Genomic DNA, 22,572 nt, shown 5'->3' on the forward strand with positions numbered 1-22,572 from the left:
ACCAGCCATTTGCTTTTGATCTTCATGGCTTAGCGGGCGTTGTAGTACTTTTTGGCTTCGGGCATGTTCTTCTTGATGTCCGCAATCCGGGTTTCATTGCTAGGGTGGGTGCTCAGGAACTCAGGTGGGGACTGGCCATTGCTGGCAGCAGCCATTCTTTCCCAGAAGGCTACGGCGCTCTCAGGGTTATATCCGGCCATGGCCATGAAAATAAGGCCTAAGCGGTCGGCTTCAGACTCTTGGGTTCTACCGAACTTCATTAACCCTACTCCGGCCCCAATACCATAGGCAGTGTTCAGGATTTGGGCAGAGGTTCCGCCTCCTAACGCGCCCAGCGAAGAACCTACCCCTTGGGCGGCCATCTGCTGGCTAATGCGCTCGTTTGAGTGCTTGGCTATGGCGTGGGCAATCTCGTGGCCCATTACTACGGCCAGACCGGTTTCGTTTTGGGTAATGGGCAGCAAGCCGGTGTACACCGCAGTTTTTCCGCCGGCCATGGCGAAGGCGTTCTGCTGACTGTCATCCTGAATGAGGTTAAATTCCCATTGGTAGCCTGCTAACTGGTCTGAAGCTCCTTGCTGGCGCATAAACGATTCTACGGCCCCTTGTATACGCTGGCCTACCCTTTTTACCATGGCGGTCTGGGTGGCGTTGGAGGAAAGTTTGCTTTGCTTCATCAGGTCATTATACGCCTGGAAAGACATGGTCATCACTTCCTGGTCACTCACCAGAGACAGCTGGCGCCTTCCTGTAATAGGAACAGTGCTACAGCCTGCCGCCACCAAAAGAGCCAGGGAGACGAATACGTTTCTAAACAATTTCATTTTTCATAATTGGTTAAGTGGTACATGTTCTGGAGTTGGCCCAGAGACTCCTTTTTACGGGAGCGTTCTCCTATACGTCTGAACCGCTTTAAGGTAACGGCTCTGGGCGCAATCCGGGCGCAAATCTATTTTTTACTATATACAATTCCATGCCAATTTTTTATTTTACCTAAACTCTCTGCCATAAATGCTTGAGCCCGCTGCCCTAAATGCCTTATATTTGAAGCAAAAGACCTGCCATGAAAATACTAGCCATAGGCCGTAACTACGCCGAACACATAGCCGAACTCAAAAACGAAGTGCCCGACGAGCCCGTGATTTTCTTTAAGCCAGACACGGCGGTGCTGCGTAACAATGAGCCTTTTTATTACCCAGAATACAGCAATGACATCCATTATGAGGTGGAATTGGTGTTGCGCATCAGCAAAGAGGGCAAGAACATTCAGGCGAAATTCGCGGACAAGTATTTTGACGGCATTGGCATTGGCATAGACTTTACCGCCCGCGACCTGCAGACCAAAGCCAAAACCAAAGGCCTGCCCTGGACGTTAGCCAAGGGCTTTAACGGCTCGGCTCCTATCTCAGACTTTTTGCCGGTAGAGAATTTCCCGGCCCTGGATAACATCAATTTCGGGTTGAAGGTGAACGGAGAGATGAAGCAACAGGGCAACTCCAGGATGATGCTGCACAATTTCGGGGCTATCCTGGCGTATATGTCTAGGTTCATCACCTTAAAAAAAGGCGACCTTATTTTCACCGGTACGCCGGCTGGCGTAGGGCCCATTAAAATAGGAGACCGGTTGGAAGCGTTTATAGAAGACAAAAACCTATTACATTTTGAAGTTAAATAAAGTCAAGGCTTACCTTTTCGCGTTTTTACTGGGTGGCAGCGGTAGTGCCCTTGCCCAGCAGGCCCCCGCTCCTACCGCCCCTTTTTCGGCTAGCCCGTTTTTGTTTCCGGTAAAGCCAGGCACGCAGAATTTCCTTTCGGGAAGTATGGGCGAGATCAGGCCCAACCATTTTCACGGGGGCATTGACATCAAAACCGATGGCCGGATTGGCCTGCCTATCTACGCCGCCGCCGATGGCTATATCTCCCGGGTGAAGGTGTCCAGCTACGGCTACGGCAATCTCATTTACGTCACCCACCCGGGCGGCCTGGTGACTACCTACGCGCACTTAAACCATTTTGCGCCCGGCTTAGCCGAGCACATGCTGCAGTTGCAATACCAGAAAAAGGCCTTTGAAGTAGAAACTACCTTCACTGAAACCCAATTCCCGGTTAAGAAAGGAGACGTGATCGCGTTTTCTGGCAATACCGGCGGTTCTGGGGGACCCCACCTGCACTTTGAGGTACGCGACCAGAAAAACAACCTGCTTAACCCGCTGCGCTACGGTTTCACTGAAATAGCTGACCAGATTCCGCCTACCATCTACAATTTCGCGTTAACGCCCCAGAGCATTGACGCCCGCGTGAAAGGAGAATTTGTGCGCCGGGAATTCACCCCCGTTAAGAAAGACAATGTCTATACCCTGCCAGATACCCTGTCGGCAGCGGGACTAATCGGGCTGGAGATTCAGGCCATTGACCAGTACAACGGCGCCGCCAACACCAATGGGGTACAGGCGATGGAACTGAAGGTGAACGGCCAGACCATTTACCGCCACAACATAGACGGGGTGCCCTTTGACAAGCAGCGGCAGGTATCGGCGCACATCAATTACCCGGTGCTCAAGCTTAATAACCGGGCTTTCCAGCGCCTGTACGTGGCCGACGGAAACTCGCTCCCTATCTATGAGCTGGACCATAACCGCGGTCGGTTCCGGGTGGAAGAAGGTAAGGTATATGAAGTGGTGGCAGATCTGCAGGACTCCTATAAGAATGTCTCGCAACTGCGGTTTTTCTTGAAGGGCGCCCCCAGCACCTACCAGGTACTGGCCGCACCGGCCAAGGTGGCCAAGCCCAAAATCACCTATGACGTGATGGAAAGCATTTTAAAGATCACCGCAGCTGACACCGCACAGGAAAAACGCAACCTTGACCTTTACATTGGCAACTACAAGTACGCGCTGCTGCCGTCTTACACCAATGCCACCGGTTCTGTGTACCTCTACAACATGATTGGTGGCCTGCCAGACTCCGTGGATCTGACGGGTACCAAAGTGCGGTTCCCGTTTAACCAGCTGGTTCCGCCGGGCACCGAGTTTCTCTACTCTAACCGGTTCATGGACATCACCTTCCAGGAAGAGTCTCTGTTTGACACGCTGTATCTGCAAACCAGCCGTGACGCCAATGACGTGTTTTCCATTAATAACCCGCTTACCACGCTGTATCAGGCGGCCAAAATCACCATCCGGCCCGCCATTTTGCCGGCAGATAAGTCTAAAGCAGCGGTCTACGCGCAGGGCTGGGGGAAATCGGCGGGCTTTCTGGGAGGTACCTGGAACGGCGATGCCATCACCTTTTATGCCCGGGATCTGGGTAAATTCAAGGTCCTGAGTGACACCGTGGCCCCAACCGTGAAACTAGTGCAGAAGTCACCTAACCAGATCAGTTTCCAGATCAGAGACAACCTGTCTGGTATCTCTTCCTGGGAGTGCGAGGTAAACGGCCAATGGCTTCTATTGAAATGGGAACACAAAAACGCCACGCTTACCTCTGAGAGATTAGATAAAACAGTACCTTTGGCTGGACCAGTGGTTTTGCGCGTGAAAGACGCCATGGGCAACGAAGCCGTGTATACCACTAAGATTTGATATAGTTGATTGCTGGTTGTTGATGGTATCTTTGGGGATGGACTTTTATACACCTCTTCCAGAGTGACACCTATTTTAAGGCTGTTTTTATAAAAACAGGCTCAAAACAGAAAGCCATTGCCTTCTTCAACAAGCAACAATTAATTACCAACAATTGAAACAATGCTACAAATAGGTGACCTCGCCCCAGACTTTGAAGTAAAAGATCAGAACGGCCACGTGGTGCGCATGCGTGATTTCAAGGGCAAGAAAGTAGTCTTGTATTTCTACCCCAAAGATGACACGCCCGGCTGCACGGCCCAGGCCTGCAACCTCCGCGACAACTATGACGCCTTGCTGGCTAAGGGTTTTGTGGTGCTTGGCGTAAGCGTAGACAATGAGAAGTCGCACCAGAAGTTTGTGCAGAAGTTTGACCTCCCCTTCCCGCTGCTAGCCGATACCGAGCATGAAATTGTAGAGAAATACGGCGTCTGGCAGGAGAAAAGCATGTACGGTCGTAAATACATGGGCACCATGCGCTACACCTTTGTGATAGACGAGGCAGGCACCATTGAAGACATCATCACCAAAGTAGACACCAAGAACCACACAGCACAGCTGTTAAAATAAGCAAAGGGCTGCCTTTCCTTAACAGGATAGGCAGCTTTCCTGTTTTAGGCCTGTTTTCTTAAAAACAGGCTTAAAACGCAAAAACATACACAGAACCTTAACTTACATTTTTCACCTTCACCTCATCAGAATGAACCCTTTCAACTACCAAACGGATCAACTGCTGGACGTAGCCCAACAAGTGCGCCGTGACATCGTGCGTATGGTGCACGCGGTTAACTCTGGCCACCCGGGCGGCTCTTTGGGCTGTACTGAATTCCTGGTTTCGCTGTATTTCAAGCAGATGACGCACAACCCTTCCTTTGATATGGATGGCATTGGCGAAGACCTTTTCTTCCTGTCCAACGGGCATATCTCACCGGTTTGGTACAGTGTGCTTGCCCGCGCCGGTTATTTTGACGTAGCCGAGCTAGCCACGTTCCGTAAGTTGAACTCTCGCCTGCAGGGCCACCCCGCCACTGAGGAAAACCTGCCGGGCATCCGCATTGCGTCTGGGTCTTTGGGCCAGGGTCCTTCTGTGGCCATTGGCGCCGCTCAGGTAAAGAAACTGAACAAGGATGACAAGTTGGTGTACGTACTCACCGGCGATGGTGAGCTGGAAGAAGGCCAGGTTTGGGAAGCCGCTATGTACGCCGCCCACCACAAAGTAGATAACCTTATCTGGACCGTAGACTACAACGGTCAGCAGATTGACGGCCCCGTAGATGCCATCATGAGCCTAGGTAACCTCCGCTTAAAGTTTGAGTCGTTTGGCTGGAAAGTGATCCATTGCGAAAACGGGAATGACTTTGACCAATTAGTGCCAGCCCTGGAAGAAGCCAAAAGCCTGACCGGCCAAGGCAAGCCCGTAATGCTGTTAATGAATACCCAAATGGGCTATGGCGTTGACTTTATGATGGGTTCGCACAAATGGCACGGCGTGGCACCAAATGATGCCCAGCTCCAGGATGCCCTGGTGCAATTGAAAACCACCCTCAACGACTATTAATCTACCTGAAGCGGCGGGCGCAGGCCGGCCGCTTCCTTGTTTTTCTGCGGCATGAAATCTGGGCGTTCTGTATGTGTATGGCTGGTCTGCCTCCTGTTTGGGGTCATGACGGCTTTGCCGGCGGCAGCCCAGAACAAACAACCTGCCCCTAAAAAGACGCGCCTGCTGTTTCTCCTGGATGCTTCGGGTTCTATGTTGGCCAACTGGGAAACCAGCACCCGCTGGCAGGTGGCAAAGACCATGCTGGCCCGTATGGCAGATTCCCTTAACACATACCAGAACCTGGAGATAGGTTTGCGGGTGTACGGGCATCAAAGCCCGGTGAACGTCAAGAACTGCAAAGACAGCAAGCTGGAGGTGGCGTTCGGCCCTAAAAATGCCGAGGCCGTCAAACGGAAGCTGCAGCAGATCACGCCCAAAGGCAATACGCCCCTCACCTATTCCCTGGGCCAGGCGGCCAATGATTTCCCGCAAGACCCTAATGGTCGTAACGTGGTCATTATTATCACAGACGGGCTGGAAAGCTGCGGCGGTGACCCTTGCGCGGTTTCTTTGGCGCTCCAGAAAAAGCGGGTGTTCTTGAAACCGTTCATTATTGGCTTAGGCGATGACCCGGGCTATGCGCAACAGTTTGGGTGCATGGGCCAGTACTACAACGCCTCAGACATCAGAACCTTTCAACAGGTGCTGGACAACGTGATAAGTATTGCGCTCAAGAAAACCACCGTGTCTGTGGAGCTCACAGATGAGGCGGGCCGGGCCGTGGAAACCAACGTGAACATGACCTTCCTCAACAATGTGACGGGCCAGCCAGAGTATAACTTTGTGCATTACCAGACCGGCGAAGGCAAGCCAGACCAGGTAGAGATTGACGCCCTGCTCAGCTATGACCTGCTCGTTAACACCCTGCCGGCCGTGCAGCTGCGCAACCTGGACATCAAGCCCGGGCGCCACAACGTGATTAAGGTGAAGGCACCCCAAGGCTACCTGTACCTGCGCCAGGACGCCCCTACCGCCTACGGTTCTGTAACAGCCATTGTCCGGCAAAGAGGCAACCCCGAAGTGCTCAACACGCAACGCTTCCCCAGCCAGCATAAATACCTGGCTGGCACTTATGAAGTAGAGGTCTTCACCATGCCTCGCCTTCGGCAAACCGTGACCATCAGGCAAGGTCAGGCCACGCCTATTACTTTTGCCCCGCCGGGTTCCCTTACCATTACCCAAGACCTGCAGGGCTACGGAAGTTTGTACCTGCTGCACAAAGACGGCACCCAGGAATGGCTCTGGAACCTTCCCGAGGGCAGTAGCAAAATTAGTTTACCTTTGCAGCCAGGGCGTTACCGCGTGGTGTACCGGTTGAAAACCGCCAAAGGCAGCAAGTTCACAGACGTGAAGGATTTTTCCATTAATTCGAATTTGACGACTACGATAAAACTTTTCAATTAAGATGAAGGACTTCCCTTACTCAGAATCAAAAGATACCCGTTCCGGTTTCGGGGCCGGCCTGTTAGAGCTTGGCCGTACCAACCCCAATGTAGTGGCGCTTTGCGCCGATTTGATAGGCTCCCTGAAGATGGGCGATTTCCAGAAAGAGTTTCCGGAGCGTTTCTTCCAGGTGGGCATTGCCGAAGCCAACATGATTGGTCTGGCTGCCGGTATGACCATTGGCGGCAAAATCCCGTTCACGGGTACCTTCGCCAACTTCTCTACCGGCCGCGTGTATGACCAGATCCGTCAGTCAGTTGCCTATTCCGGCAAGAACGTGAAAATATGCGCGTCACACGCCGGTTTAACATTGGGCGAAGATGGCGCTACGCACCAGATTCTGGAAGATGTGGGCATGATGAAAATGCTGCCGCACATGACCGTGATCAACCCTTGTGATTACAACCAGACCAAAGCCGCCACGTTGGCCATTGCCGAGCATGAAGGCCCGGTTTACCTGCGCTTCGGGCGCCCGGTGGTACCTAACTTTACCCCGGCAGACCAGAAGTTTGAAATTGGCAAAGCCTTGATGCTCAATGAAGGCAAAGACGTGACTATTCTGGCGACCGGTCACCTGGTTTGGAAGGCTATCCTGGCCGGCAAACTGTTGGCGGAACAAGGCATTGACGCCGAGATCATCAACATCCACACCATTAAGCCTTTAGACGCTCAGGCCATCCTGGCCTCTGCCGAGAAAACCGGCTGCGTGGTAACCGCCGAAGAGCACCAGTTGAACGGTGGCTTAGGCGAATCAGTGGCTCGTCTGCTGGCCCAGAAAATGCCTTTGCCCCTGGAGTTGGTGGGCGTGGATGACACCTTCGGGGAAAGCGGTACCCCAGAACAACTGATGGAGAAATACGGCCTTAATGAGCAAAGCATAGTAGAAGCCGCCAAGCGGGCTATCTCCCGCAAAAAGTAGTTTCTGTCCGTAAAATAATGGAACGGGGCCCGTCTTTTCTTAAAGTCGGCCCCGTTTTTTTGTTTTCCCGTTTCGGACCTGTTTTTAGAAAAACGGGCAGAAAACGGACATAATTGCTAAATTCAGCCGGGCAATTATAATCACTGAAACAAACGGCGCAGGTTCCCTTTGGAAGACAAAGAGATATTAGAGAAATTTCACCACCCAGACTCCAGAAACCTGGCCTTTAATCAGTTGGTGCGCAAGTATCAGCAGAAGGTATACTGGCACGTGCGCAAAATGGTGATTGACCATGACGATGCCGATGACCTGACCCAGGAGGTGTTCGTGAAAGTCTGGACCCACCTTGACGGCTTCCGGAAGGATTCTCAACTCTACACCTGGATCTACCGTATCGCCACCAATGAATGCCTCAATTTCCTGAGTTCCAAAAAAAAGCGGTTCTTCCTTCCTATCCATGACGTGGCCGCTGAGCTGGCCGAAAAACTGGATTCCACAGACTCCCTTTCCGGTGATGAGATTCAACTGAAACTGCAGAAGGCCCTCCTTAAGCTACCAGACAAACAGCGCCTGGTCTTTAACATGAAATACTTTGATGAGTTGAAGTATGAGGAAATCTCTGAGATTCTGGGCACGTCAGTGGGCGCTTTGAAGGCCTCTTACCACATTGCGGTAAAGAAAATTGAAGAATATTTGAAAAAAGATTAAACCACTATAGGTAAATCACATCTAACTGGTTGATAGATATGAATGAGGAGTTAAAAATGGAACAATTACCTAAGGACCCGGGCTTTACTGTGCCGGACCGCTATTTTGAGGAGTTGCCTACGCGCATTATGCAGCGTACGGCCTATGCCTCTAAGCGGCCTGCCTTACCGGTGGCCTGGTACTGGCAGTTTAAGACGGCGTTGGCCGGGGGAGCGTTGGGATTGGTTTTTGTGCTTTCTTTTCTGGTTTCCAACTATTTGGCGCCCGAGCCTTCTACCCAAGAGGTGATGGCCAACCTGTCACAGAAAGATATTTACCAGTACCTGGTCAACCACACAGACCTGGAAACGGCAGACCTGGCCGACGTACCGGCCGTGAAACCCCGCCAGCCCCTGGAGTTCCTGGACGTAAGAACCAGTGACATCAGTGATGAAAACACAAGAGAATTAGTAGAGGAATATGAGTACAAATAACCCCAAAGGAATGCAAATACCCCGAATTCTATTTTTGTTGGCGTTTCTGCTTTGTGGGACCTTGGCGATGGCCCAGACCCAGAAAAAAGAAACCCCCGAAGAGCGCAAAGCCAGAATTGAGAAGATTGAGACCGCCAAGATTGCCTTCATCACAGATAAAGTTACGCTGAGCGCTGAGCAGGCCCACCGGTTCTGGCCCCTTTACCAGGAATACCAGGACCGCAAAGACCAGATCAGGTCAAAAAGCCGTCATTTCAAGGAAGAGAACCTCAGCAAATTAACCGATGAGCAAATTCAGGAGGGCCTTGAAAGCCGGTTAAACTACCGCCAGGCAGAGCTCAATATTGAGAAGGAATACATGGATAAATACCTGCGGGTAATAAGCCCCCGGCAATTGGCGCTCTTTTATCGCGCTGAGCGCGAATTCACCAAACTTTTGCTGGAGCGTCTGCAAACGGCCAGCAAGTAAAGATTAGGTTTAATTGTTTGTACGGAGAGGGGGGCATTTGCCTCCTTTTTTGTTTTAGGGCTACTTTTCAAAAAACGGGCTTAAAACGCTTCCTCACTTTTTCAGCCGGCAGGTTATCCAAGACCTTAGGCAGGCAACACAGAAAAGCATCATCCTTTTGGGTTACCTGTCCTCCCCCATTCCAGGCACAGGCCTGGAAGTAGTAGGTAAAGGCTTTCTGCGTACCTTTACAGCTCAATTACCACATGCACCTATGTTATCACCCCGCCAACTTTTCCTGCAGCACCAAGCCCAAACCACAGATTTCCCTTTGCTTTTAGAGGTGGAGCGCGCCGAAGGGATTTATATGCACGGACCCAACGAGGAGCGCTACCTGGATCTGATCTCGGGCATTGGCGTGAGCAACGTTGGTCACCGGCATCCCAGGGTCATCAAAGCCATCCAGGACCAGTTAGAGAAATACCTGCATTTAATGGTGTACGGCGAGATTGTACAGGCTCCGCCCGCCCAACTTGCCCACGCCTTGGCCCAAACCCTGCCCGCCGGCTTGGATAATGTGTACTTTGTCTCCTCGGGGAGTGAGGCGGTGGAGGGCGCCTGCAAGGTGGCCAAACGGTTCACGGGCCGCACCGAGTTGATTGCCTTCAACAATGCTTACCACGGTTCCACCCAAGGTGCCCTTTCACTGAACGGCTCAGAGAATTTCAAGCGTGCCTTCCGGCCGTTGCTTCCAGACGTACGCCATATTCAGCATAATAACACAGCAGACTTAAATCAGATTACTTCCCGTACCGCGGCGGTCATTCTGGAGACCGTGCAAGGCGAGGCCGGGGTACGAGTGCCAGACCAGGAATACCTGCAGGCCCTGCGCGCCCGTTGCACAGAAGTGGGCGCCTTGTTGATTCTGGATGAGATACAGAGCGGTTTCGGGCGTACGGGCACCTTCTGGGCCTTTGAGCAATTTGGCATCGTGCCAGACATCCTTACCTGCGCCAAGGGCATGGGCGGCGGTATGCCCATTGGGGCGTTCATTTCCCGGCAGGAAATTATGCACTCGCTTAAAAATGACCCCATGTTGGGCCATATCACTACTTTTGGCGGCCACCCGGTTTCCTGTGCGGCTTCCCTGGCCACCCTGCAGGTAATTCAGGAAGAAGGGCTCCTGGATCAGGTACCGGCCAAGGCGGCCCTATTTAAAGAAAGGCTGACCCACCCGGCCATTAAAGAGATCAGAAACCTGGGCCTGATGATGGCCGTGGAATTTGACTCATTTGAGGTGTTGAAGGCCATCATTGACAGTGCTATCTTAAAGGGTGTACTCACAGATTGGTTCCTGTTCTGTGACAACTCCATGCGCATTGCCCCTCCCCTTACCATTACATTTCAGGAGATTGAGGAAGCCTGTGCCCTGGTACTCAGGGCTATTGAGGAACAAGTGCGTTTCTAGCCTGTTTTTACCAAAACTAATCCAAAAGACTTCTTTCAAATGTCCAACCTTTTACCTCCTGTTTCAGTAAAAAGGCCAATTACTACCCAGCGTTCCTGATACCGTCTAATTCCTTTCATTCAGGAGAAAACGCTCCCCAATCTTAAACCTGCGCTTCCCCAATGGAGATTGCCCTTGTCTTGTTTTTACTGCTGGCTGCCATCGCCTTGTTTGCCTCAGAAAAACTTTCTGTAGATATCGTTACGCTTATTCTTCTTATAGTACTTACCAGTACGCAGATTATCTCGCCAGAAGAAGCATTTGCCGGCTTTAGCAGTGACTTCATTATCATTCTGGCCTCTATTTTTGTGTTAAGCGCGGCCCTTGAAGACACAGGGGTACTGGACTTTCTGGTGAACTGGCTTATGCGGCACACCGGGCATAAACCCCTTACCCTCCTGCTGTTCATCATGGTGATTCCGGGTCTGGTATCTGCGTTCATGAACAACACCACAGTGACCGCTCTTTTTGTGACGCCCATTGTGGGCGTGGCCAAGAAGATGAAAACCAGCCCCTCCAAATACCTTATGCCTCTGGCCTACGCCTCTATTCTGGGCGGCACCTGTACGCTTATTGGTACCTCTACCAACGTGGCGGTGAGCGGCTACATGGCCAAGGCCGGATATGAGCCCTTCGGGTTCTTTGAGTTCAGCGGCATAGGCTTGATCATTTTTGCGGTGGGCGTGGTGTACATGATGACCATTGGACGGCGCATGCTCCCAGAGACCTCTACCCAAGGGCTTACCACCAAATACAACATCAAAACCTATCTCACCGAGATCATTGTACAGGAAGACTCCCCCCTTATTGGCCAGATAGCCTTTGCGTCAGACCTTTCCAAAATGGGCTTCCGAATCCTGAACATCATCAGAAACAAAGAGAATTTTCTGCCCGATTACCGCACCCGCATCAGGACCAATGACGTGCTGTTGGTGGAAGGCGAGATAGAGGATCTGATCAAGGTAAAGGAAACCAAAGGGATTCAGATTCTCGCCGATGTGATTGTGGAGGAAGACTTGGTGGGCGGTGACATTCGGTTGGCCGAGATCCTGATTACGGGCAAGTCTGACTTGCTTAAGCATTCCATCCGGCAGGTGGAGTTTCTGCGGCGGTTTGGCCTAGTGGTGCTGGCGGTATCCCGGCAGGGCGAAACCATCAGGACCAAGATTGGCGATGTGCAGTTGCAACTGGGAGACCTTCTGCTGGTCCAGGGCTCCGCTGAACGCCTGGAATACCTCAAGATGAACCAGCACCTGGCCGTGTTGGATGAATTCAAGCCTATTCTCTTCAAAGAGCGCAAAGGCCTGCTTACCCTGGGCTTCTTTATCCTGGCCATTATTCTGGGCAGCGTGGGCGTGTTACCCTTGTCTATCTGCTTTTTAGGGGCCGCTGTGCTGAGCGTTCTGTTTAAGTGCATTTCCACAGATCGGGCCTACCAGGTAATTGACTGGCGATTATTGATTTTGATTGGGGGCATGACAGCCTTTGGCATGGCCATGGAGAATACCGGAGCAGATAAGTTTCTAGCCGACTTTATTGTACAAATGCTCCAACCCTTTGGGCTACTGGTGATTCTGGCGGGTTTTGTGGTGCTTACGGTCTTCCTCACCCAGCCCATGTCTAATGCCGCTGCGGCCCTGGTGGTGCTTCCGGTGGCACTCCAGACAGCAGTACAGTTAGACGCCAACCCTCGCACGTTCGCCATTGCCATTATGTTGGCCGCCTCTGTGTCCCTCGTCACTCCGTTTGAGCCTTCCTGCATCCTGGTATATGGCCCGGGCAAATACACCTTCCGCGATTTTCTTAAAATAGGGTCTGGGCTAACCTTGCTGCTCATTGCCATCATTCTGTTCTTAGTGCCAATCTTCTGGCCGCTGCACCAGGTTTAACCCTGTTTTTAGAAAAACAGGCTCAAAACGCTCTGCGCACCCAACAGTACCCTAATGGCTCCGTAAACTTGAGTAAACTGGCTACCTATGACCCGACTTTTTGCTTTCTGTCTGCTATTGCTGTTTGGCTGCGGCCCAGAGAAGGCCAAGGAGGAAGTAAAGGCGCTCCCTAAAAGGAAGGCCAACGCCGCTCTGGAACAGGTAGCTGATTCGGTGAGCAACGCACGCCAGGACGGTACAGACACTAGCACCGGCTTGCCCCTGGACATTAAACAGCAGCTACCGGCAGAGCTTGAAGTGTACCTGGACCGTGCCCATGGCCTCTGGCAATTCCCTTCCCTCTCAAACCAGGACCTGGCCCGTATTCCCAAAGAAGAGCAAGGCCCTTATTTTCTACAAGCTGATCTTAACCAGGACCGCCTGCTGGATTACGCCATACAGATTGTGGAGGACGATACCATTTATATCTATGCCTTTCTGAAAAACAAAACCGATGAGGACTTTACGGTACACCTGTTGGAGAAACACCCCTTATTGGCCAGGGACGGCAAAAAACGCAGCAACCGCTATGTGCAACTGGCCAAAAAGTCTGAGCGGTATTATGATAAGGTCTTACAGAAGGAAATCACCATGCCGCAGGACGCGGTGGCAGTAGGAAATGAAGATACCTTGGTAGTGTACCTGTGGGCCCAGGGAAAATTCAAGAAGGCAGCCACAGGAACCGGTCCTAAAACCGAAGGGCGCTAAAGCTCCAGAAAACTGATGGCTTCCTGCTTAATTTCATCACGGCTCAGGCCATCTTTTACCCCGGTAGTAATTTTCTTGATCAATACTCCCACCACTGCTTTTCTAAAGCCCATCTTAGTGGCAATGTCAATGCAGAAGTCCATTTCGCTGTCATCCACAATACCATCGGCCAGCATCATTTCCACTAAATCATAGATCTGGTCAAAGCGGTCCAGGTCATTGTTGGGCATGGTGAGCTTAATGCTTTCAGCGTCAGACAGCAAGGACCGCACATCTTGCGGGCGCATGCCTTTCCTTTCGCCTATAGAAATAATGTGCTCCATCTCAGCCGCATCAATGTGCCCGTCAATCTTGGCCAGGGCACCCAGGTTCACGATGTGGCTCTTTAGCCTTTTTGTTTCCTCACTTTCAAAAATAGAAAACATAGGGGTTTATGACGTTGGTGGATGGACAGAATCTTCTTGCCAGAGGTACTATAACTTCAAAAAAAGTATTACCGCGGGTTCAGACTACATAATTTACGGATTTCTGCGATAAACGCTGCATGAAGACTTGAAAAGGTTCGCATTTTTTTACAATTAGCAGTGCAGGAGACTACTTTTAGAGAAACTGCCTCTTTTTGATGAACGCGCTGGCCGGTCCCTAAATACTTTTTAAGGCCAACTTCATTCCTAAATGCTTGAGTTCTCTTAGGTAATGCCTTACTTTGCAACTCCGTATTTGAAACAACATGAAGAAAATAGCTGTTTTTACGTCCGGGGGAGATGCCCCGGGTATGAATGCTTGTATACGCGCCGTGGTGCGGACAGCAGTCTACCACAAACTTGAAGTTTACGGCATAGGCCGCGGTTATAATGGCATGATTCAGGGAGAGATCTACCGGTTGTTCTCCCATTCCGTGAGTAATATCATCCAAAAAGGCGGCACCATCCTCAAATCGGCCCGCAGCCCAGAGTTCCAAACCCCAGAAGGCAGAAAACGCGCCTTTGACCAAATCTCTAAGTTTGGCATTGACGGCATTGTGGCCATTGGCGGAAACGGGACGTTTACTGGCGCCCAAACCTTTTATGAGGAATACGGCATTCCGGTGATTGGTGCCCCTGGCACCATTGACAATGACCTGTACGGCACTGATTATACCATTGGGTATGACACCGCCGTGAATACTGCCCTGGACGCCATTGACAAAATAAGGGATACCGCAGACAGCCATGAGCGCGTATTCTTTGTGGAAGTGATGGGCCGTGACTCAGGTTACATTGCCATGCCCTGCGCCATTGGCGGCGGGGCCGAGATGGTAATGATCCCGGAAACCATCACCTCACTACCCGAAGTAATTGAAACCCTCCAGCAGGGCTGGCGCCGGTCTAAGACCTCATTCATCATCATCGTTGCCGAAGGAGAGGAAGAAGGCGGGGCTACGGAAATTGCCGCTAAGGTGAAGAAGGCTTTGCCACAGATGGATGCCAAGGTAACCATTATCGGCCACGTGCAACGCGGAGGCAGTCCTACCGCCGCCGACCGCCTGTTAAGCAGCCAAATGGGCATGGCCGCCGTTGAGGGCCTAATGGCCGGCCGCACCAATGAGATGGTGGGCATAATCAATGGGGAGATTGTGTACACTCCTTTCCATGATACCATCACCAAGAAAAAACCAATTAGTGAAAGCTTCCTGAAGTTGGTGCAGATTCTGAGCAACTAAGAGCAAGCATTTTACTTTAAAAGCCGTTTTAAGCCCGTTTTCTGAAAAACAGGCTTAAAACGGCTTTTCTTATATTTGGCTGGTTCCTCTCCTACTTTGCCTGCATCTGCGCTTTCACAAAAGCAACCACTTCTTCAAACTGCGAGGGGTGGAACCAGGTAATTTCAGGGTCTCTGGTGAACCAGGTTAGCTGCCGTTTGGCGTAGCGGCGGCTATTGCGTTTCAAAAGCCTTACCGCCTCTTCAAATGGGTATAGTCCGTCTAAGTAATGGAACAGCTCCGTGTAGCCAACCGTCTGCAGTGCCTGGTGTTGACGGAAAGGTAACAGCCGCTTAACTTCTTCCAGCAGCCCCTGCTCCAGCATTTGGTCCATGCGCTGGTTGATGCGGTCGTAAAGCTCGGGCCGGTCCCGGTTCAGCCCTATTTTGATAAGGGTATAGTCGGGTTCCTGCCCTTTGCTGCGGGTACGGAAGGAGGAATAGGGCTGCCCGGAACTTAGGCAAACCTCTAGTGCCCTTATAACCCGTTGGGGATTCTGAACATCTACCTGGGCCGCATAGGCTGGGTCCAATTCCTGAAGCTGCGCCACTAGAGGCCCAAGCCCCTCCTGGGCCAGCCGCTGTGATAGGGATTCCCTCACCCCTGGAAGAACTTCAGGCATTTCATCTAGCCCCTCGCAAAGGGCCCGAACATATAACCCAGATCCGCCCGTGGCGATTACCACCGGGTGATTCATAAACAAGGTTTGTAGCAGTTGTTTGGCGTCTACTTCAAAGGCCCCGGCGCTATACTCCTCTTCAATGGAGTGCGAATCAATGAAATGATGCATTACGCCCCCTTGCTCCTCCTGCGTAGGTTTGGCCGTCCCAATAGTCAGTTCCCTATAAAACTGCCGGGAATCCATAGATATAATTTCAGTGGAGAAATGCCGGGCCAACTGCACGCAGAAATCAGTTTTACCCACGGCCGTTGGGCCTACCACCACCACTAAAAAGCGTTTCTCCCTCATTATCTAAAGTTTGTCATAAAGATCTACCAACCGTTGTCCTTCGGCTTCCCAACTCCACTCATGCCGCGCCGCCAGGCAATTATTCCGCAGACGCGCATACAGGTCAGGTTCTTGCAGCAAAGTTAACAGGGCTTGCTTTACTTCCTGTACCTCCGGCTGGGCCATGAGGGCCACCTGATGCTGTTCGTTCAACCGTAGATATTCCGGAAAAGGAACGCACACCTGGGGAATTCCGGCCTGCACGTAGTCAAAAAACTTATTGGCCAGAGAGTAATAATAGCTTAATCCTGTGTTCTCCAGCAGCATTATTCCTCCTACCGCTGAGGCTGTTAAACTAACCAGGGCCGCAGGTTCTACATTTCCTTTGAAAATCACCTTCTCTTCTACCCCCAGATTTTGGCTTAAGGTTATCAAATGGGCCTTTAAGGGACCATCGCCGCAAATATAAAGCTGGGCGGGCACCTGCTGCATGGCCTCCAGGGTACATTCCAGTCCCCGGCCCACATTCAAGGCTCCCTGGTAAATAAAATACGGGGGGTTCTGGGCCATCCCAACCTGCGTCTGCCGAAAAGGCATGTTCCGGACTAAGCCCACCGGCCTAAGGTATTTCTGCTGGAAATGTTCCTGCAGAGAGGCGCTTACTGTATAGGCCAGGCGGGCTCTTTTAAACGCCAGCCGTTCTAAAAAGGCCCAAATTTTTTTGACCCAAGGCCGATGCACCACCTCTGGTAACTCCTGGAAAAACTCATGCGCGTCATACACCAAAGGCTTTTGCCGCCACCAGGAGGTAAAAATTCCGGCCAGGGCGGTATCGGCGTCCACCGCGCCATAGGTATCAAAGGGATGGCTTAAAAACCAAATGATAAGCCGCAGGTTATACTCTAGGTAGAAGAGCGAGCCTTTTAAAAATAAACAGGAAAACCGGTACTGGCGGTAAGGAAGAGTTTCCAGTGGTCTGGAAAAGGGTAACTGTCTTCCCAGCAGGGTCACCTCATACCCGGCCGCGGCCAGGGTGCCCGCAATGCGGCGCATGCGCTGGTCATGGGTCAGGTCTGTAGTTACGGTGAAGACAATGGATTTTCCCATATTTTAAGGCTTTCGCCAGCCATATTTCAGGGCCTGTATTTGGCTATGATTAAGGTTTGATTAACCAATATTTCTTATAATTTTGCTAAATTAGATTATTTTCAGCCAAGTGCCTTCTTTGACTTACAGGGCACTCCAAAGAAACAGCAGAAACCAGGGTATGACAACAGTGAATGCAGCGCAGGAGCGGAAGGCAGAAATTGCGGCGGCCGAGCAGTTAATAGATTTAGCGGAACACGTGAGTGGCAGCCGCAAATATATGCTGGTCTGTACGCCAGACGGCACCATTCTGGCCGTGAACAAGCAGACCCGAAATGTTTTCTTTAAAGGCCAGGACCCTGCGGAACAGGTCAACCTCAAAGATCTGCTGGATGAAAAGCATCTGCCCGTCTTTGAGAAAACCATTAAACTGCTGAGCAAACGCAAGAATATAAGCGGTTTTCTGCAGCCCAAGCAGAACCTGCCTGAAACTCACTTGTTATATTTCAAGTCCAGCCTGATTAAGCAGGACGGCCATGATCTGCTTTACATTGCGGCCCGGGCCGCCTCCGCTGAGATAATGCCAATAGGAGACATGTTCGCCTCTGAGTCCAGCTACCGGAGTATGTTTGAAGAAAGCAACGAGCCCTTGTTCATTCTGGACAAGGGCGGCATGTTCATAGACATTAATAAGGAGGCGCTGGGCTTTATTCAGATAGAGAAACAGCAGCTGTTAGGCAAGAGTGTCTTTGAGGCCTTTGACCTGAACCCCTCCGAGAAAATAGCCTTTAGGAAACGTATTCTGAAGGCCTGTGAAGGGAAAACCCAACGCTTTGACTGGTGGTTCAAAGACAATGATGGCACCCTCTTCCCGCTTTGGTTGTCCTTCAGGTGCGGAAGGTACTTTGGTCAGGAGGTGGTGTTAGGCACGGCAAAGCCGATGGAGGACTTCAAAAGCCACACGGAAGCAGGCCGGCAGCGGCAGGAACAACAGGAATTCATGGGCAAGCTTGCCCCAAAACTGGTTACCCTTAAAACCGCCGAAGACATTCTCTCCGCAACCATGGAGGCGCTCCTGCAGCACCCTAATATAAATGGCGGCGGCGTATACGTGTACCAGCCGGCCAGCCGCATGGTGCAGTTGGTAACCAGCCGCGGCGAAAACTCCATTCTATTACAGGAGAAAAGCGTGTTGGCTTTAAAGACCGAATTCCTGGCCCAGTTAGAGAACAAGAGCAAAAACCGGTCTCTGCTAAGTATCTCCCGCAATTTTCAGCACCTCTTTAACAAGCGTGAGGTGCTGGCCATGCCCATCTGCTCAGACAAACGTTTTCTGGCCACCATCATTCTCCTGATTGATGATGCCAAGAACATGACCAGCACGCTCACTGAGTTTATCAACCTAGTAGGGTTTGAGCTGAACTCCATTCTATCCAGGTTTGAACTCCAACAGGAACTGCATTACTCTGAGGGCAAATACAAAACCCTTTTCGAATCCTCTAACGATGCCATTTTCCTACTTAATAACACCCAGATCGCGGACTGCAACTTCCAGGCCACGGTTCTGCTGGACTGTGACAAGCAGGACATCATAGGCAAGCGGCTGGCAGACTTTTCGCCGGGTTTGCAGGCAGACAACTCCTCCTCCGTTGAGAAGTCCCTGCAGATGATTGAAGGAACCCTAGCCGACGGGCAACCCCGCAGCCTGGAGTGGCGCATTGAGAAAACAGACGGCAACATCATAGACACCGAAATCAGTTTCAGTTCCATCCAACTGGAAGGGATTTCTTTTGTGCAGTCTATTGTGCGGGATATCACCTCCCGCAAGGAAGCCCAGGCGCTGGTAAGAAGACAGGAAGTGCTACGGGAATCTATGCACCAGTTCCGCTCTTTCCTGAGCCAGGTGAACCTGGCCTACGTGAGCATGGACCTGGATCTGCGCGTGCTGTACGTGAACGATTATTTTCTGCAGTACACCGGCTATAAGCGCGAAGAAGTGGTTGGCCAGAATTACTATGAACTCTTTGTGACAGAGCGGGAGCGCCCCAGCCGCATTCAGGAGATCAGAAAGGCCCTGCAAACCCAATCCCTGCGCAGCTACTATGAGTGGGACCTTATCACCAAGTCCAAATCAGTGAAGATTCTGCGATGGAACATCATGTTTGAGATGGACGCTGAAGGAACGGTGATTGGTATTACCGCCGTCGGTAAGGACATGACCGACAAGCGCATTGCCATGGAGGCCCTCAAAGACAACAAGATACGGTTGCAGGACTTGTTTGACAATGCCCATGACCTGATCCAGAACATCTCCACAGACAACAAGTTTATCTTCGTGAACCGGGCCTGGAAAGAGAAACTAGGCTACAATGACTTTGACATTGAGAACCTTACCCTCAATGACATTGTGCACCCCTATTACAAGGCCAAGCTCATCTACCAACTCCGCAACCTCTACAAGGGCGAGGATGTCAATAAGATAGAAACGGTATTCCTGACTAAAAGCGGCAAGCCTATTCACTTAATTGGTAGTATCAACTGCAGTTGGCAGGACGGCAAGCCCATTGCTACCCGGGCCATTCTCCATGATATCACAGACCGGATCAAAGCTGAGCGTCTGCAGAAGGTGTATTACAGCATAGCCAATCTGGCCATCAGCTCGAAAGACTTGCCATCATTGTACAGTGCCATTCACCGGGAGCTGAGTAAGATCATTGAAACCCATAACTTCTACATTGCCCTGTTTGATGAAGAGAAAAACGCCATCAACTTTGTGTATTATGTAGATCAGCTTTCAAATATTCCTGCTGCGCCCAGGCCTTTCTCTTTGGGCATGACCGAGTACGTGATAAAGACGGGCAAGCCGCTCTACGCCTCTAAGGCAGATTTCATGAAGCTAGTGGAAGAGGGTAAGATTGAGGTGAATGGCATTGTGCCAGAGGTGATGCTCTCCTCCCCGCTTTCCATTGGCGAGCGCATCATAGGCGTTATAGCGGTACGGGACTACAAAAACCCGGAGGCCTACGTGAAGACCGATATTGAGATTCTGCACTTCATCTCTAACCAGGTAGCCCTGGCCATTGAACGGAAACGAAACGAAGAGCAAATCACCATCCAGAACGCCCGGTTAAAGGCCATCTTTGAAAGCGGCAACCATTTAATGTGGTCTGTAAGCCGCAATTTCCAACTTACCTCCTTTAACCAGAATTTCTATAACGATGTCTTCTCCTGGTCTGGGCAGGCAGCTGCGCCAGGCATGAAACTGGGCGCCTTAATTGATAAATACGTTTCACCGGATACCTTCCATTTGATCAAGGGCGCCTATGAACTAGCCTTTGCCGGCGAGCCGCAGCAGTTTGAAATTGAGCTGGACAAAGGGAATGGGGATAGCCAGTGGCGCGAAGTGTTGCTCAACCCTATCTACCTCCAAGACGGTAGCTTTGAAGATGTTTCCGCTATCGCCCTGGATATCACCGAAAAGAAAATCTCCCAGCTGGCCCTGGCCGTGAACGAAGAGAAATTCAGGCAGATATTTGAGTCTTTCCAGGACCTTTATTACAAAACCGGTCTTGATGGTGAATTCCAACTGATAAGCCCTTCAGTGCAGGAAGTTCTAGGGTATTCCCAAAGTGAGGCCATGCGCCTGAACGCCAGCAATTTGTATGTGCACGGGCAGGATAGGGAACAGCTACTGGCTATGCTTTTCAGGCAGACCAGTGTCCGAAACTTTGAGACTACCCTGCGCACTAAAAACCACCAGGAGATTGAGGTGTTGATCAACTCCCGCCTGATCTTTAATGAAAACCAGGAAGCCATTGCCATAGAAGGCGTATGCCGTGATATCACAGAGTTGAAAGACACCCAACGTGAACTTATCAGAGCCAAAGAACTGGCTGAGAATTCATTGCAGGTGAAAAATCAGTTCCTGGCTAACATGAGCCATGAGTTGCGCACCCCAATGAATGGTATCATAGGCATGATTGACCTGTTGCACCATACCGTGGCCAATGAAGAACAGCTGGATTACATTGACACCCTGCGCAAATCCTCTGATGCCCTACTGGAAATCCTCAATGACATTCTGGATCTGTCTAAAATACAGGCAGGAAAGCTGCAACTGAACCTGGCTGGCATTGACCTTTTCTACAGCCTGGAGAAAATCCATTCGCTGTTTGCCAACCGCGCCACCCAGAAAGACCTCTCCTTCACCTATGAGATTGCGGAAGACACGCCCCGGTATATCATCACAGATGAGACCAGGTTGCTTCAGGTATTGTCAAACCTTACTTCTAACGCCATCAAGTTCACCAATGAGGGAAGCGTGCACGTGCAGGTAAACAGGTTAGGCGGCGAAGGAGACGAACACATGCTGGAATTCAGGGTACAGGATTCTGGTATTGGGATCAGTGAAGAGGACATTCAATTACTTTTCACAAATTTCACCCAATTAGATAACTCTTCTTCCAAATCCTTTGGCGGCACTGGCTTGGGTCTGGCCATTTCTAAACAATTGAGCGAACTGCTGGGCGGAAGCATTGGCGTTGAGTCTGTGGCTGGGCAAGGCAGCACCTTCTGGTTCACAATTGTGTGCCAGGAGGCCGAGAACATCACTCAGATCAATGAGCAGCTGATCTCCTCCAAAGAACTGGAGGAGGTGGGGCATTTTGAGCCCTCGCCTTACCTGCTGCTGGTAGATGATAATCAGATCAACCAGAAAGTGGCTCTCAAACTGCTTGAACGCATGGGTTGCCAGGCAGATGTGGCGTCTAATGGATTTGAGGCTCTGGATAAAGCCACCCAAAACCAGTATGACCTCATCTTTATGGACATTCAGATGCCGGAGATGGATGGCGTCACGGCCACGCATGAGCTTAAAAAGCTTTTGGGCAGTAAATGCCCGCCTATTGTGGCTATGACCGCCTACTCCATGAAAGATGACGCAGAAAAATTCATCAATGAGGGCCTGGACGACTATGTTTCAAAACCAGTAAAAATCTCTGATCTTTATGACCGCATTTCACGGTGGTATGGCCATAACGTAGAATCAAGCACACCTACAAGTAAAGAGGTAAGCCCCACCAAATCAGACCAAACCGCATTGCAATTGGACATGAACGTAGTGGAGCAATTACGCAGTATTGGTGGTGATGAGTTTGCCTTGCAACTTTATGTGGACTTTGAGGAGGAAACCGCTGAACTTTTAGAGGAAGCCAGAAAAGAAGTGGCTGCACAACATTACACGGGCATTTTAAGTACACTGCATCAAATTAAAGGTACAGCCTCTACCCTTGGTTTGGACTCTGTCTCTACCATTGCCAAGGAGCTGGAACATGACATTCTAAAAGGTAAATTAGCATTAGTAAATAATACCTTTTCTGATTTAGAGTCAAGTTTTACTAACTTTAGAACAAACTATAGAAATAAAATCTTATCTAACTGACC

General features: G+C 50.9%; 18 protein-coding genes. 14 read left to right on the top strand and 4 right to left on the bottom strand.

The window, feature by feature from the left end; translation table 11 throughout:
• Window positions 1–29: 29 nt before the first annotated feature.
• Window positions 30–824, bottom strand: a complete 795-nt coding sequence (locus ACYVJQ_RS11290; protein ID WP_460893178.1) for a M48 family metallopeptidase — start codon at window positions 822–824, stop codon at window positions 30–32.
• 239 nt (window positions 825–1,063) lie between these two features.
• Here ACYVJQ_RS11290 and ACYVJQ_RS11295 point away from each other — a divergent pair, with 239 nt between their 5' ends.
• The 12 genes from ACYVJQ_RS11295 to ACYVJQ_RS11350 all read left to right on the top strand — a co-directional run bounded on the left by ACYVJQ_RS11295 (window position 1,064) and on the right by ACYVJQ_RS11350 (window position 13,354).
• Window positions 1,064–1,675: a fumarylacetoacetate hydrolase family protein gene (locus ACYVJQ_RS11295; RefSeq protein ID WP_460893179.1), complete on the top strand. Its 612-nt coding sequence runs from the start codon at window positions 1,064–1,066 to the stop codon at window positions 1,673–1,675.
• Window positions 1,662–3,581, top strand: coding sequence for a M23 family metallopeptidase (locus ACYVJQ_RS11300; RefSeq protein ID WP_460893180.1), 1,920 nt, complete (start codon window positions 1,662–1,664; stop codon window positions 3,579–3,581). The genes ACYVJQ_RS11295 and ACYVJQ_RS11300 overlap by 14 nt, the downstream gene beginning before the upstream one ends.
• Window positions 3,582–3,743: 162 nt before the next feature.
• Window positions 3,744–4,190 carry a thioredoxin-dependent thiol peroxidase gene (bcp, locus tag ACYVJQ_RS11305; RefSeq protein ID WP_460893181.1) on the top strand — a complete coding sequence of 149 codons (447 nt, stop codon included), beginning with the start codon at window positions 3,744–3,746 and terminating at the stop codon, window positions 4,188–4,190.
• A gap of 130 nt (window positions 4,191–4,320) precedes the next feature.
• On the top strand, window positions 4,321–5,178 hold the full coding sequence (locus tag ACYVJQ_RS11310; RefSeq protein WP_460893182.1) for a transketolase: 858 nt from the start codon (window positions 4,321–4,323) through the stop codon (window positions 5,176–5,178).
• 51 nt (window positions 5,179–5,229) lie between these two features.
• Window positions 5,230–6,624, top strand: coding sequence for a vWA domain-containing protein (locus ACYVJQ_RS11315; protein WP_460893183.1), 1,395 nt, complete (start codon window positions 5,230–5,232; stop codon window positions 6,622–6,624).
• Window position 6,625: 1 nt separating this feature from the next.
• Window positions 6,626–7,582 (top strand): transketolase family protein, encoded by a 957-nt coding sequence (locus ACYVJQ_RS11320; RefSeq protein ID WP_460893184.1) that lies wholly within the window; start codon window positions 6,626–6,628, stop codon window positions 7,580–7,582.
• A gap of 168 nt (window positions 7,583–7,750) precedes the next feature.
• Entirely contained in the window at window positions 7,751–8,290 is a 540-nt protein-coding gene (locus tag ACYVJQ_RS11325) for an RNA polymerase sigma factor (protein ID WP_460893185.1), read from the top strand.
• 56 nt (window positions 8,291–8,346) lie between these two features.
• Window positions 8,347–8,763: a hypothetical protein gene (locus ACYVJQ_RS11330; RefSeq protein ID WP_460893186.1), complete on the top strand. Its 417-nt coding sequence runs from the start codon at window positions 8,347–8,349 to the stop codon at window positions 8,761–8,763.
• Between the two features lie 10 nt (window positions 8,764–8,773).
• The gene (locus tag ACYVJQ_RS11335) at window positions 8,774–9,232 is read left to right on the top strand and encodes a hypothetical protein (protein WP_460893187.1); all 459 of its coding nucleotides are present in this window, start codon (window positions 8,774–8,776) and stop codon (window positions 9,230–9,232) included.
• 253 nt (window positions 9,233–9,485) lie between these two features.
• A complete protein-coding gene (locus ACYVJQ_RS11340; RefSeq protein WP_460893188.1) occupies window positions 9,486–10,679 on the top strand; it encodes an aspartate aminotransferase family protein in 1,194 nt (397 codons plus the stop codon).
• A gap of 161 nt (window positions 10,680–10,840) precedes the next feature.
• Window positions 10,841–12,607 (top strand): SLC13 family permease, encoded by a 1,767-nt coding sequence (locus tag ACYVJQ_RS11345; RefSeq protein WP_460893189.1) that lies wholly within the window; start codon window positions 10,841–10,843, stop codon window positions 12,605–12,607.
• A gap of 87 nt (window positions 12,608–12,694) precedes the next feature.
• Window positions 12,695–13,354, top strand: a complete 660-nt coding sequence (locus ACYVJQ_RS11350) for a hypothetical protein (protein ID WP_460893190.1) — start codon at window positions 12,695–12,697, stop codon at window positions 13,352–13,354.
• On the opposite strand, the gene ACYVJQ_RS11355 is transcribed toward ACYVJQ_RS11350, so the two are convergent.
• The gene (locus tag ACYVJQ_RS11355) at window positions 13,351–13,779 is read right to left on the bottom strand and encodes a tellurite resistance TerB family protein (protein ID WP_460893191.1); all 429 of its coding nucleotides are present in this window, start codon (window positions 13,777–13,779) and stop codon (window positions 13,351–13,353) included. The genes ACYVJQ_RS11350 and ACYVJQ_RS11355 overlap by 4 nt on opposite strands.
• Window positions 13,780–14,084: 305 nt before the next feature.
• On the opposite strand from ACYVJQ_RS11355, the gene pfkA reads away from it, so the two are divergent.
• Window positions 14,085–15,056 carry a 6-phosphofructokinase gene (gene pfkA, locus ACYVJQ_RS11360; protein ID WP_460893192.1) on the top strand — a complete coding sequence of 324 codons (972 nt, stop codon included), beginning with the start codon at window positions 14,085–14,087 and terminating at the stop codon, window positions 15,054–15,056.
• A 91-nt stretch (window positions 15,057–15,147) separates the two neighbouring features.
• Here pfkA and miaA read toward each other — a convergent pair whose 3' ends face one another.
• Window positions 15,148–16,065 (bottom strand): tRNA (adenosine(37)-N6)-dimethylallyltransferase MiaA, encoded by a 918-nt coding sequence (gene miaA / locus ACYVJQ_RS11365; RefSeq protein WP_460893193.1) that lies wholly within the window; start codon window positions 16,063–16,065, stop codon window positions 15,148–15,150.
• A 3-nt stretch (window positions 16,066–16,068) separates the two neighbouring features.
• Window positions 16,069–17,151: a glycosyltransferase gene (locus tag ACYVJQ_RS11370; protein ID WP_460893194.1), complete on the bottom strand. Its 1,083-nt coding sequence runs from the start codon at window positions 17,149–17,151 to the stop codon at window positions 16,069–16,071.
• 160 nt (window positions 17,152–17,311) lie between these two features.
• Here ACYVJQ_RS11370 and ACYVJQ_RS11375 point away from each other — a divergent pair, with 160 nt between their 5' ends.
• On the top strand, window positions 17,312–22,570 hold the full coding sequence (locus ACYVJQ_RS11375) for a PAS domain S-box protein (RefSeq protein ID WP_460893195.1): 5,259 nt from the start codon (window positions 17,312–17,314) through the stop codon (window positions 22,568–22,570).
• The last annotated feature ends 2 nt before the right edge of the window (window positions 22,571–22,572 follow it).

It is taken from the genome of Rufibacter soli, from assembly GCF_054781795.1.

Excerpts from the sequence above, each read along its gene's own strand:
- ACYVJQ_RS11290 (WP_460893178.1), bottom strand. The coding sequence starts at position 824 with ATGAAATTGTTTAGAAACGTATTCGTCTCCCTGGCTCTTTTGGTGGCG.
- ACYVJQ_RS11295 (WP_460893179.1), top strand. The coding sequence starts at position 1,064 with ATGAAAATACTAGCCATAGGCCGTAACTACGCCGAACACATAGCCGAA.
- bcp (WP_460893181.1), top strand. The coding sequence starts at position 3,744 with ATGCTACAAATAGGTGACCTCGCCCCAGACTTTGAAGTAAAAGATCAG.
- ACYVJQ_RS11310 (WP_460893182.1), top strand. The coding sequence starts at position 4,321 with ATGAACCCTTTCAACTACCAAACGGATCAACTGCTGGACGTAGCCCAA.
- ACYVJQ_RS11315 (WP_460893183.1), top strand. The coding sequence starts at position 5,230 with ATGAAATCTGGGCGTTCTGTATGTGTATGGCTGGTCTGCCTCCTGTTT.
- ACYVJQ_RS11320 (WP_460893184.1), top strand. The coding sequence starts at position 6,626 with ATGAAGGACTTCCCTTACTCAGAATCAAAAGATACCCGTTCCGGTTTC.
- ACYVJQ_RS11330 (WP_460893186.1), top strand. The coding sequence starts at position 8,347 with ATGGAACAATTACCTAAGGACCCGGGCTTTACTGTGCCGGACCGCTAT.
- ACYVJQ_RS11335 (WP_460893187.1), top strand. The coding sequence starts at position 8,774 with ATGCAAATACCCCGAATTCTATTTTTGTTGGCGTTTCTGCTTTGTGGG.
- ACYVJQ_RS11340 (WP_460893188.1), top strand. The coding sequence starts at position 9,486 with ATGTTATCACCCCGCCAACTTTTCCTGCAGCACCAAGCCCAAACCACA.
- ACYVJQ_RS11345 (WP_460893189.1), top strand. The coding sequence starts at position 10,841 with ATGGAGATTGCCCTTGTCTTGTTTTTACTGCTGGCTGCCATCGCCTTG.
- ACYVJQ_RS11350 (WP_460893190.1), top strand. The coding sequence starts at position 12,695 with ATGACCCGACTTTTTGCTTTCTGTCTGCTATTGCTGTTTGGCTGCGGC.
- ACYVJQ_RS11355 (WP_460893191.1), bottom strand. The coding sequence starts at position 13,779 with ATGTTTTCTATTTTTGAAAGTGAGGAAACAAAAAGGCTAAAGAGCCAC.
- pfkA (WP_460893192.1), top strand. The coding sequence starts at position 14,085 with ATGAAGAAAATAGCTGTTTTTACGTCCGGGGGAGATGCCCCGGGTATG.
- miaA (WP_460893193.1), bottom strand. The coding sequence starts at position 16,065 with ATGAGGGAGAAACGCTTTTTAGTGGTGGTGGTAGGCCCAACGGCCGTG.
- ACYVJQ_RS11370 (WP_460893194.1), bottom strand. The coding sequence starts at position 17,151 with ATGGGAAAATCCATTGTCTTCACCGTAACTACAGACCTGACCCATGAC.
- ACYVJQ_RS11375 (WP_460893195.1), top strand. The coding sequence starts at position 17,312 with ATGACAACAGTGAATGCAGCGCAGGAGCGGAAGGCAGAAATTGCGGCG.